The organism is Streptosporangium sp. NPDC051023, from assembly GCF_040689595.1.
GTDB lineage: Bacteria > Actinomycetota > Actinomycetes > Streptosporangiales > Streptosporangiaceae > Streptosporangium.
In genome coordinates, this window is sequence record NZ_JBFBCE010000012.1 from 26031 (window position 1) to 37786 (window position 11756).

The 11756-nt window shown below is 69.4% G+C and carries 5 protein-coding genes and 1 pseudogene; 1 reads left to right on the forward strand and 5 read right to left on the reverse strand.

Annotation, left to right across the window (positions count from 1 at the left end):
- The 5 genes from AB0395_RS10470 to AB0395_RS10490 form a co-directional block, all read right to left on the reverse strand.
- A complete protein-coding gene (locus AB0395_RS10470) occupies nucleotides 1-987 on the reverse strand; it encodes a DUF1702 family protein (protein WP_366278975.1) in 987 nt (328 codons plus the stop codon).
- A gap of 244 nt (nucleotides 988-1231) precedes the next feature.
- Entirely contained in the window at nucleotides 1232-2221 is a 990-nt protein-coding gene (locus tag AB0395_RS10475) for a DUF1702 family protein (protein ID WP_366278977.1), read from the reverse strand.
- 160 nt (nucleotides 2222-2381) lie between these two features.
- Nucleotides 2382-3185: a TIGR03084 family metal-binding protein gene (locus AB0395_RS10480; protein ID WP_366278979.1), complete on the reverse strand. Its 804-nt coding sequence runs from the start codon at nucleotides 3183-3185 to the stop codon at nucleotides 2382-2384.
- A gap of 349 nt (nucleotides 3186-3534) precedes the next feature.
- Nucleotides 3535-5988: an ATP-binding protein gene (locus tag AB0395_RS10485; protein ID WP_366278982.1), complete on the reverse strand. Its 2454-nt coding sequence runs from the start codon at nucleotides 5986-5988 to the stop codon at nucleotides 3535-3537.
- A gap of 317 nt (nucleotides 5989-6305) precedes the next feature.
- Nucleotides 6306-10100 carry a hypothetical protein gene (locus tag AB0395_RS10490; RefSeq protein WP_366278984.1) on the reverse strand — a complete coding sequence of 1265 codons (3795 nt, stop codon included), beginning with the start codon at nucleotides 10098-10100 and terminating at the stop codon, nucleotides 6306-6308.
- 656 nt (nucleotides 10101-10756) lie between these two features.
- Here AB0395_RS10490 and AB0395_RS10495 point away from each other — a divergent pair.
- Nucleotides 10757-11737, forward strand: a pseudogene (locus AB0395_RS10495) (RNA polymerase sigma factor); the annotation flags it as partial.
- Between the last annotated feature and the right edge of the window lie 19 nt (nucleotides 11738-11756).

Here is an 11756-nt window from a genome sequence, read left to right on the forward strand (position 1 = left end):
CTAACACCTCCCAAGGGATGCAAACTCGTTGGCGATGCGCTGCCGCCACACCTCGTAGGCCGGCGCATCACCCTGGACCGGCCCGTCGGGACGGGCCTTCTCGCTGATCCGCGCCGCCTGTTCCGGCGTCATGTCGCAGAAGACCCGGGTGGCGAGCAGCGTGTGCGGCCCCACGAGGCCGGCTCGCTGCCTGGCCTCCGCCGCGAACGCGCAGCCCTGCGCGACCTGGGGGCGGTGCCTGCCCGCGCGTTGCCAGAACGTCAGCAGCTCCCCCTCGTCCGCGCCGCCCGCGTAGCTGGCGGCCAGCCCGGCGCCCGCGTAAAGGTCGTTTCTGCGGGACTCGGGGAAGCCGTCGATCATCGTGGCGACGAGAGCGGCGTCCGCGCCGCCGACGAACCACATGGCCCGTCCGATGCCCTGGTCGACGGCGCGGTTGGCGTACCACCGGAAGCGGTCGGCCGTCCAGGGGAACGCGGGGTCGCGGAAATGCGCGTGGACGTACCGGCCGGTGCGAAAGTAGGCCTGGTGGAAGCCGTACCCGTCGAGTACGAGCCACCGCAGCAACGGGTCGTAGGCGGAGACATCGGGCCACCGGAACCTCGGCAGCCTGGCCATCGCCCATCCGACCCCGACGTAAACCATGTAGACGTGGTCGTCGCCGCGCCCCGCGAGGAACCCGTCAACCCGGCCACCGCCGGTGAACGGCAGCGCGTCGAGGACGGCGAAGCCCATCCCCGCGCCCTCGTAGGCGAAACCGCGGAATCGCTCGGGAATCGTCTCCAGACGTTGCTCGGCCTCGCGGATGGTGCGCGCCTCCGCGGCATAGGCGTAACCGGTCAGAAATGATTTCCCAATCGTTTCCAACAATTCTCTCGCAGCCGGACTTTTCTCATTGAAACCACGCGTCTCAAGTTTTGTGGCCGAGACGCTCGGTGTCAGAATGCGGCGCCTGAGCACCCTCAAAAAATTGGCCACCTGCTCCCTCACGCCCCTTTTTTGGATAGACTGGTCTCCTTAGGGTGATCTCTCGATAAATCTACACAATCAGCTCAACCCGCTGTCTACTTCAAACGTGCTCACGAAAATAAAAAAGAAACCTTCCAGTAAATGAGTTTCCCTTTCCCCGCATCGGGATATGACATAAAGATTTCGGCGGCATCAATTCCAAGAAAGGCCACATCGGTAAACGCGTAACCGGCATGCGGGCACGCCGCGGGGAGGGTGGGGGCGGTCAGCCGGGAAGGCGGTCCGCCAGGAAGAGGAGACGCGCGCGCACCCCTTGGCGCCACAGCTCGTACGCGGGCAGCCCGTCCGAGCCCCGATCGACGGCGGCGCCGTCCGCGAGCGCGACGGCGGCCTCGACGGACAGACCGGCCAGGATCCGGGCGGCGACCTGGGTGTGCGACGGTACGAAACCCGCGTAGTCGCGGGCCTTGGTCGCGAACACCGCGCCCTGGGCGAGCTCGGCCCTGTGCTCTGCCGCGTGCCTGCGCAGTGTGGCCAGGGCTTCCGGGCCGCATCCGCCCGCGAACGCCGCCGCCAGCCCGACCCCGCTCCACAGATCCGCCTGCCTGTGTCCGGCGAAGCGCCCGACCGCGGCAGCGACGTCGGCGACCTGGGCGCCGTGGATGAACCACAGGGCCCGCCCCACGCCCTGGTCGGCCGCCCTCAGGAAGTAGTCCGGCGAGCCCTCCCACGGGTAGGGCGAGGGCACCCGCTGCTCGTCGACCCAGCGCCCGGTGTCGAAGTAGGCGCGGTCGAAGCCGTACCCGTCGACCGCGAGCCAGCTCATCGCCGGGTACGGCGACCCGGCCAGGTCGGGGACCGCCTTGCGCCACAGCGGCCTCGGCAGCCGCGCCATCGCGAATCCGACCCCTATGTAGGTCAGGAAGATGTGCGGCCTGCCAGGCCCCAGCAGGAGGTCACGGGCACGGTGGCCACGGCCGCCGCTCATCGCGTCAAGGACGGTGAACGCCATCGTCGCGCCCTCGTACGCGAAACCACGCAGCTCGGCATCGACCATTTCGAGTCTGCGTTCGACCTCCCACTGGTCGTGCGCGTTGATTCCCCACTCGAATCCGCAGACAACCGACTGGGGAATAGCTTCAAGGTGTCGGGTCGCCTCCGATGGCGTGACCGGAAAACCTCGTCGAGCGAAAGTCACCTCGGCCAGGGACGGTGCCAGCAGAAGACTGCGCAGCGAACCGAAAATGGTCGGCATGAAACCTCCCCGCCCTCGGCCGGTGGCGACCGCTCAACCACCGGCTTGACCATTTCATGCTCACTTCCCGAACATCCTGACGCATCTTTTGAATTGCGCTGCTCCCGGCGGCGGTCGAGGTACGGCCCGGCACCGCGCGGCGCCGGCTCCCCGCGCCGCGCTACCGCCGCGTGGTCGCGAACTGGCCCGGGGAACGGCCCTCGCCCGCGGGCCCGCGATAGGCCTGGGCGATGTCCAGCCAGCGGTCGGCCTCGGCACCGGAGGCGGTGAGCGCGAGGTCGTCGCGGTGCCTGCGCCTGACGACCAGAAGGCAGAAGTCATGGGCGGGCCCGGTGACCCTCTGCTCCGCGTCCTGCGGGCCGAACACCCACAGCTCTCCGGAGGGCGAGGTGAGCTCGAAGCGGAACTCCTCTCGCGGCGGCGTCAGGCCCCGCGCCAGGTACCCGAACTCCTTGGTCAGCACGGCGAACCCGACCAGGTGCCTGATCCGGTCCGTCGGCTCCCGCCACACGCCGAGCGTGTCGGCGATGTCCTGGCCGTGCCCGAACAGCTCCATGTACCCCGCGCAGGCGAGGACGACGGGCGGCAGCGGCCTGACGAGCCAGGGCACCGTCTGCTCCTCGGGCACCGCGGCGAGCGCCGTGAGCGAGGCCTCGCGCGAGGCCTGCCAGTGAGCGAACAGCGTCTCCGGCGGATCGCCGAGATGTTCCGCCAGAGCGGCGTTCACCGCCCCGTTGAAGTCCTTGCCCGCCTCGGCCACCCGGGCGTTGAACGTTTCCGGATCCGACGCCGCCAGGCCCGCCAGGCGGAAGACGAAGACCAGGTGGGCGATCTGGTGCTTGATGGTCCATCCGGGGGCGGGGGTCGGCAGCGCCCACCGGTCCGCGCCGAGGCCGGCGACCAGGCGGTCAAGTTCCTCGGCTTCCGCGGTCACATCGGAGATCACGTCCTGCAACTGGGTCACGAATCTGTCCTCTCGCAGGGGAAACGGGGTTCCCGGATGCCTCATTCGTTCGGGCGCCCGGCGACCGGCCGTTCCCGCGGCCCGAGCGGCGGCACTTTCGATGAGGTCCGTCCGTCCCGCGGAGGGTGGCGTCGGGCGTTTGCAGACGCGCCACGCCGTGAAGGGCACGCGCCCACCGCTCCCGCGCGGCGATCGTCGTCCACGCGGAAGCCCGTGGCCGGGTCCGTCCACGGCGCCGGCGGACGCGCAGGCCGCGGACGGCAGCGCGTTGTGACCAAGCATGCATCGGCGCGGATCGGCTGTCTTCTCTCCCCGTGCTCTCCCTTCCCCGGGCGGGCCGTGAAAGTCCTCACGCGCCCTGCCCCGCAGGGGACGGGCTGATGAGTGGCAGATGAAGGATAAAACGCGCCCCGTGAGAAGATTCGTTCTGGACAAGAAGGGTGCCGTGGTGGGCGTGGGCGATGTCGCGGGCGATGGCCAGTCCCAGTCCGGTGCCGCCGTGGTCACGGCTGCGGGCGGTGTCCAGGCGGGTGAAGCGCTGGAAGATGTGGTCACGCTCGGCTTCGGGGACTCCCGGACCGTCGTCAGTGACGCTGAGCTCCGCCCCACCGCTGGTGCGGCGGACCCGCACCACGATGATGTGCGCGGCGTGGCGCTGGGCGTTGTCGAGCAGGTTGTGCAGAATCCGACAGATCTGCGAGGGGACGACATCGACCATCACACCGGGCCGCACATCCAGGCGTACCTCGTGGCGGTCGCCGGTACGGCTGCGGATTTCGGCTTCGGCGAGTTCGGCCAGGTCGATGTGCTTAAAGGCGGTAGGCGGGACGCCGTCGAGCCGGGCCAGCAGCATCAGGTCGTCCATGATGGCCTGGAGCCGGTTCACATCGCGCAGCGCATGGTCGATCAGCTCGCCCAGGTGGGTCTGGTCGGGATGCAACTGCGCTTCCTCCAACTGTGCACGCAGTCCGGCAAGCGGGGTGCGCAGCTCGTGGGAGGCGTCGGTGGTGAATCGCTGCTGGAGTTCGAGTGACTGTTGCAGCGACGCGGTGGCGCGTTCCAGTTCCAGCGAGATGGCGCGCTCGTGGGTGTAGCGGCGGGCGTTGTCGATGCACACCGCCGCGCGGCTGACCAACCCCTCGGCCAGGGAGACATCATCGTCCTCGAACGGATCGGACGCCTGCCACCGCGTGAACGTCACCGCCCCCAGCACCCTGTCCTGGGCCAGCAACGGCACCGCGATGACCGAGGATGCCGGTTCTCCGATCACCTGCACCGGCCGAGCGCCGCCCGAGTCCGGCCAGAGCACCGTCTCCCCTCTCGCCAGACAGCGCGACTGCTGGGAGAAGGCGAGGTAGTGCACCGGCTCGCCCGCGGCAACCGGGCTCACGTTCTCCTGGACGCCCTGGACGGCGACCCGGCGCAGGCCGCCGGTGAACGCTGCGGGCTCCTCACCGCGCACGACGCCCTCGCTGAGATCAACGGTCACCAGGTCGGCGAACCGCGAGACGGTCACCTCGGCGAGTTCCTCGGCCGTCCGCACCACGTCGAGGGTCTGACCGATGTTCATGGCGGCCTCGCACAGCAACCTCAGGCGCTTGCGCGCCGCGGTGGCGAGCCTGCCGACCTCCGGTTCACCAAAGAGGAACAGCCACGGATCGATGGGCGTGGACGCCTCCCGCAGGGAGCCGGACGGCGGCCACGTCTCGTCCTCCTCGCCCATGCCGGGCCATGCGTTGCCCGCCGCCGGGAGGCGGTCTGCGCCGGGTGCGGTGCTCGCAAAATTGCCACCGCCTGCGGCGCTGTCGTTGACGACAAGATCCCCGTTCGGGGCGTTCTGGTTGTGCGCGACGGTCACCAGTGGGGCCGCCAACCGGCCCAACCGATCGCATGGTGACGTGACGAGGTCGTCGGCGAGGGACCGCCACCGGCCGCCCTGGATCCGGACCTGCGCCACGACGCCGACCATACCGGCGAGTTCGGGCCCAGGCAGGCAGCGCAGTGTGGCGTTGCGACCGTGGGACAGGGGGACCTCGACAGCCGCTCGCTGCCCGTGCGCGATCAGCTCGGCGGCCTTCTCCTCCAGTGCGAGACGATCGCCGAAGGGGAGATCACGGAGCAGCGAGTCGGCCTCCTGCGCGGGCAGGAGGTCGGGCAGGTCCGCGGTTCGCAGGTATGCGTCGAGCAGGGCGCGCTCCTGTGCGGTGCTCTGTTCCAGGAGCCGTTGTTCGATGGCCTCGGCCACCTGACGGGCGAGCAGGCTCATCGCCGGATGCACGTGTTTGTTCAGGCACGCGATCGTCACCACACCGCGCGCGTGCCCGGTGAGCGGGTCGAGAATCGGGACACCGGTGGCGGTGAACGACTGCATGCACCCGGCCAGATGCTCGAAGCCTGCTACCTGCACCAACCGCTTCTCCCGCAGGGGAGTGCCTGCGGCGTTGGTCCCGAGGAGTGCTTCGGTGTACTCCACGCCCGGGACGTGATGCGTGCGGTCGAGCGCTCTCCTCAGCGGCGGATCACTCTCATAGCGCTGCAGCATCCTGGCCTGCTCATCGCTGAGGAGCAGAGCCGTGCCCGTGTCCGCGATCGCGACCTGGAACCGCTCCAACACCGGTCGGGCCACCCGGGCGAGGGCGCAGTCCTCGTCGACCTCAACCGGATCGGCGAATTCGAGTCGCTCCGGGATGAGCCCGAGCTCCTGGCACCTGCGCCACGACTTCAAGATGGCAGGCCGAACATCCTCCCCTGTCGACTGCCCCCCGAAGAACCGCTCGAAGATCCGCTCGGTGCGTACGGCCATGTTGATCCCCCGAAACCTGCGACCGACGTCGTTCCTGACGCACCTCTCCAAGGTTAAATGGCTGGCATATAAAGCAAACCGCCACAAATTTCAAAATAAGGCCAGGTCAGCGGCAATTTTTGCCCGGGCGTTCGCTGCTCGCGGCGGTCGGCATGGCCGGTGCCGTTGAGGACGAAAACCGCGCGACTTTGAGGCGAGAGCAAGCGGCTGGGGCGCCGTTATCAGTGCAACTCAAAGCCATATCATTGCCATTTCGTTACCAGATTTTAAGGAGTCTTCTCTTGGCAACGGGCTTCCCCGCCCTGCCGGGGCGTCCGTCAGCGGCAGAGCGGGTCGTACGGCATGTCAGGAAAGTAGCGACCCCATTCGGCGCCGGTGATCCTGGGGTAGGCGATGTCGCAGACCAGGGCGGCGACGCGCTCCGGGTCCGTCTCCCACATGCGGGCGGTGCGGTCATGGCTTCCGGTGGCCAGGGTGTGGCCGTCCGGCGCGAACGCGAGCGCGTGGATCTGGTGGCCGGTGTGACCGGTGAGGGTCGCCAGCTCCATGGGCCTGCTCGGGTCCGCGGTGTCCCACAGCTGGACGGTGCTGTCGGCCCCTGCCGTCGCCAGGACGCGGCCGCCCGAGCCGAACGCCACCGCGTTCACGGTGTCGGTGTGCCTGGTCAAGGTGGCCAGGGCGCGAGGGTTGCGCAGATCGCCGACGTCCCACAGCCGGGCGGTGCGGTCGAAGCCCGAGGTGGCCAGGGTGCGCCCTTCTGGGCTGAAGGCCACCGAGTTGACGCCGTCGGTGTGGCCGGACAGCAGCGCGACCTGACGGGGGTGCAGCGGCCGTGAGACGTCCCAGAGTCGCACCGTGCGGTCCCAGCTCGCGGTGGCGAGGACGCGGTCCCCCTGGCCGAACGCGACCGAGTTGATGCCGTCGGTGTGGCCTGGCAGCAGCGCGACCCGGCGGGGGCTGCGCGGCCGTGAGACGTCCCACAGCCGCACCTCGCGATCGAGGCCTCCGGTGGCCAGGAGGCGGTCCCCCTGGCCGAACGCGACCGTGTTCACGTGGTCGGTGTATCCCCTGAGGGTCGACAGCAGGGTTGGGTGCGGCAGATCCGTGACGTCCCACAGCCGGGCAGTGCGGTCGAGGCTCGCGGTCGCCAGGAGACGGCCGTTGCGGCTGAAGGCCACCCCGCAGACCGGGCCGTCGTGGCCGATGACCTCACCAACCTTCTTGTAGTGGAGGGGGTCCGTGACGTCCCAGAGGCGTACCGTGTGGTCCCAGCCCGCGGTGGCGAGGGCATGGCCGTCCGGGCTGAACGCCACCGCGCAGACCGAGTCGCGGTGCGCCGTGAGAACGGGCCCGGGAAGGTCCCAGATCCAGATGGTGTGGTCGTCGCTGGCGCTCGCCAGGCTTCGTCCGCCGGGACCGAAGGCCACCGAGACGACGCCGCCTACCTGGCCGGTCAGAACGGCGGGCTCCTCCGAGTCTGCGGGGTCGCCGACGTCCCACAGCCGGACGGAACGGTCGAGGCTCGCGGTGGCCAGACCGCGCCCATCGGGGCTGAAAGCCACCGAGCGGACGACGTCACTGTGGCCACGGAGAACCCGCGTCCCGCGGGCCAGGCGGGGATCGCCGGTGTCCCACAGGCGCACCGTGTGGTCCTGGCTGGTGCTGGCGAGGGTACGGCCGTCCTGACTGAACGCCACCCAGACGGCCGGCGCCGTATGGCCGGTGAGAACGCGCAGCCCGGTGGGGCGATGCGGGTCGGTGACGTCCCACAGGCGCACCTCGTGGTCCCAGCCCGCCGTCGCCAGAGTCCGGCCCCGGGGGTCGAAGGCGACCGAGATGACCGCGTCGCTGTGGCCGGTGAGGCTGGCCAGCGGCCGGGGACGGTACGGGTCCGCGACGTCCCATAGGCGCGCGGTGCGGTCAGTGCTCGCGCTGGCCAGGACACGCCCGTCAGGGCTGAACGCGACCGCGTTCACGTCGCCGTTGTGACCGGTCAGAGCGGCCAGTTCCCGGGGGTGGAGCGGGTCGGCGACGCTCCAGAGCCGCACGGTGCGGTCCCAGCCCGCGCTGGCCAGGAAGCGCCCGTCAGGGCTGAAGACGACCGCGTTCACGTTGGCGGTGTGGCCGGTGAGAACGGTTGGCCCGCCAGGGGTGTGCGGGGCGGTGAGGTTCCACAGGCGCACGGTGCGGTCCCGGCTCGCGCTGGCCAGGAAGCGCCCGTCGGGGCTGAAGGCGACCGTGTTCACGTTGTCGGTGTGCCCGGTGAGCCGGGTGGCGTACGGCGCGGCGAACGTGCTGAGCAGGGCGCCTCTGGCCTCCGTCGTGGGGACGAGACGGTAGGCCGCGAGGCCGAGTTGCGCGGCCAGGGCGGGATTGGTCTCGCGCAGCGCGGCGGCCTCGCCCGCGGCCTTCTGGGAGACGGCGATGTTGCGCTGCCGAGTGGCGGTCCCGTTGGCGTCCGCGGCGTAGACGACGGCGGTGACCGCGAGGACGAGCAGGACGGTGAGCGCCGCGACGAGCTGGCGCAGGCGGCGGGTGTGCAGCCTGCCCGCGTTCTGCTCGGCGGCCCGCGCCGACAGGCTGGCGTCGAGGAAGTCGCGCTCCCTGGGGGTGAGCGCGGCGTCGCTCGTCTCGATCCAGCTCTGTGCCTGGGCCAGCCGGACCCCTCTGTAGAGGGCTCCCGGGTCACGGCCGAGCGACTCCCAGGCGTCGGTCGCCTCGGTGAGCCTGCGGTGGACGCGCAGGCCCTCCCTGTCCTCGGCCAGCCAGTCGCGCAGCCGGGGCCAGGCGCCGATCAGGGCCTCGTGGGAGATCTCGACGCTGTCGCGGTCGAGTGTGAGAAGCCGCGCACCGGCCAGGCGCTCCAGGACCGTCGAGGTGTCGGGGTCGCCGGTGTCGAGCTCGCGCCGGAATATGCGGCGTTTGGTGTCCTCTGTGCCCTCACCCAGGGCGGTGAGACGCTGGAACAGGTTTTTGACCAGCCGCTGCTGGTGGGGATCGAGGGTGGCGTAGAGCGACTCCGCCGTCTGGGCGAGGGCTCCGTGCAGACCTCCGGCCGCCTGGAACCCGGCGAGGGTCATGGCGTTCCCTCGGCGCCTGCGCCAGGTCTCCAGCAGGGCGTGTGACAGCAGGGGCAGCACCCCGACCCGCCCGTTCACCTGGGCCACCAGGGTGGTCAGCAGCGAGGTCTCCACGGCGCAGCCCGCCCGGACCGCGGGCTGGACGATGGCCCTGCGCAGTTCGTCCGTGGTCATGGGACCCATCGCCATCTGGGCGTCGCCGAAGGCGGAGACCAGGTCCGGGTAACGGGTGCAGTGAGCGTAGAAGTCCGCGCGCACTCCCAGCACGACCCGGCAGCGGCTGTTCTTCGCCTGGGCGACCGCGATCAGCGCCTCGATGAAGCGGACGCGCTCGAGCTCGTCATCGCAGAGAGTGAAGATCTCCTCGAACTGGTCGACCACGATCAACATGTCGGCCTGCGCGGGCTGGCCCGCGAGTGCGTGCCGTACGATCCGGTTCAGGGTGCGCGGGTCGTGCACGAGCTCGTCGCGGAGCCGCCCCGGCGCGCCGCCCGTGACGCGGGCGAGCTGGATGGCACACTCCTCCAGGGGGGAGGGGCCAGGAGTAAAGAGCACGACGGGCCCGTCTCCGCCCTCGGCCCGCCGCCAGGGCAGCAGACCGGCGCGCAGCAGCGACGACTTCCCCGCTCCCGAGGTTCCGAAGACCGCGACCAGCCGCTGCCGCGAAAGCCGGGTCACCAGTTCCTCGACAAGCCGTTCCCTGCCGAAGAACCGGTCGGCGTCCTCCCGCTGGAACGCCGCGAGACCCACGTACGGTGGATCCCCCTCGTCGGCGGCGGAGTCCGCGGCCTGCGAGGCGTCCGTTCCCGCGAGCTCGGCGGCCACGACGTGCCAGTGCCTCTCCCATTCGGCGACGTCACCTCCGCAGGCGTCGACGTACGCCAGAGTCACCGCCAGGCTCGGCAGCTTCCTGCCCGCCGCCGCGCCGGAAAGCGTTGCCACCGAATAGTGGGCGCGACCGGCCAGTGTCCTGTAGGGCGGGCTCCCCGCCTTCTCCCTCAGCTTGCGCAGATCGGCCGCGAATCGCAGCAAAACGCCGTCTCCCGCGTCCAGTGGTCGTTCACCACGTGGCAGCGCCTCCACCCCCTCGGTACCGGTTCCTTAACAGCCCTTCCGGGCATGGGAAACACCGGCCGGCAAAAACCCTTCGGGCCAGTCGGCGATGGAACTTGCCCGGAGATTGTTACACATGCGTTCGTATGTCGAAAGTGAATTAGACGCCCGCCCTGAGCACGGGCTTCTTCGAATCTGACTCGGAGTAAACTCGCCGTGACTACACCGGCACATCCACGGCGACCACGCGTCAGGACCCTGCTCCACGCCATTTCGCCCATCCGTTTCCCTCGTAGAGAACGCCCTCAACGCGGCACGAACCAAGGCCGATATCCCCATTCAGGATGTTCTAAAATGCTTTTTCGGGTGTCACCGTAAGAAATACGGGAAGAAAAGAGGGCAAAACTCCGCGGATTTACCGGAGAGGTTCTTCGCATCCCCGCCGGCGTCCACAACACTGGTTGCTGCCCTCAAGTGGCCTCGGACGCGGCCCGGCCCGCGGTCACGGGGGTACGCCACGGGACGCCGACGCCCGCGAATGGCCGTAGCACGGCCCCGCAGGACGTACGTTAAAACGCACAGGTGTTTGCCCTGCCGGCTCCATGAAGGATGTGATCGCCGTGACGGCCTCCGCCGAGGACAACGTGCTGATCTTGGCCGACGACGATGACGACGTCCCCAGCGCCCTGGTGACGGTCGCGGGCGCGACCTCCGACCCGGTCAAGGACTACCTCAAGCAGATCGGCAGGGTCCCCCTGCTCAACGCCCAGCAGGAGGTCGAGCTGGCCAAGCGCATCGAGGCCGGCCTGTTCGCCGAGGAGCAGCTGGGCATCGACGGTGACCGGCTGCCCGTCGACGTCCGCGCCGAGCTTGAGTGGATCGCCGAGGACGGCCACCGGGCCAAGGACCACCTGCTCGAGGCCAACCTGCGCCTGGTGGTCTCGCTGGCCAAGCGCTACACCGGCCGCGGCATGCTCTTCCTTGACCTGATCCAGGAGGGCAACCTGGGCCTGATCCGCGCGGTCGAGAAGTTCGACTACACCAAGGGTTTCAAGTTCTCCACCTACGCCACCTGGTGGATCAAGCAGGCGATCACCCGCGCCATGGCCGACCAGGCGCGAACCATCCGCATCCCGGTCCACATGGTCGAAGTGATCAACAAGCTGGCCAGGCTGCACCGGCAGATGCTGTCCGACCTCGGCCGCGAGCCGACCCCCGCCGAACTCGCGGTCGAGTTGGAGATGACTCCGGAGAAGGTCGTCGAGATCCAGCGGTACGGCCGCGAGCCGATCTCGCTGCACAGCCCACTCGGCACGGAGGGCGACAGCGAGTTCGGCGACCTCATCGAGGACTCTGAGGCGATCACCCCGGACGACGCGGTGGTGTTCAGCCTGCTGCAGGAGCAGTTGCAGGCCGTTCTGTCGGGGCTCTCCGAGCGCGAGGCCGGGGTGATGTCGATGCGGTTCGGACTCGTCGACGGCCAGCCGAAGACGCTGGACGAGATCGGCAAGGTCTACGGGGTGACGCGCGAGCGGATCCGGCAGATCGAGTCGAAGACCATGACCAAGCTGCGCCACCCGTCCAGGTCCCAGGCCCTGCGCGACTATCTGAGCTGACTCCGTATCCCGCGGCCCC

What these genes read in the sequence shown, in the direction of transcription:
- AB0395_RS10475 (WP_366278977.1), bottom strand. Translation starts at nt 2,221, where the DNA reads ATGCCGACCATTTTCGGTTCGCTGCGCAGTCTTCTGCTGGCACCGTCC.
- AB0395_RS10485 (WP_366278982.1), bottom strand. Translation starts at nt 5,988, where the DNA reads ATGGCCGTACGCACCGAGCGGATCTTCGAGCGGTTCTTCGGGGGGCAG.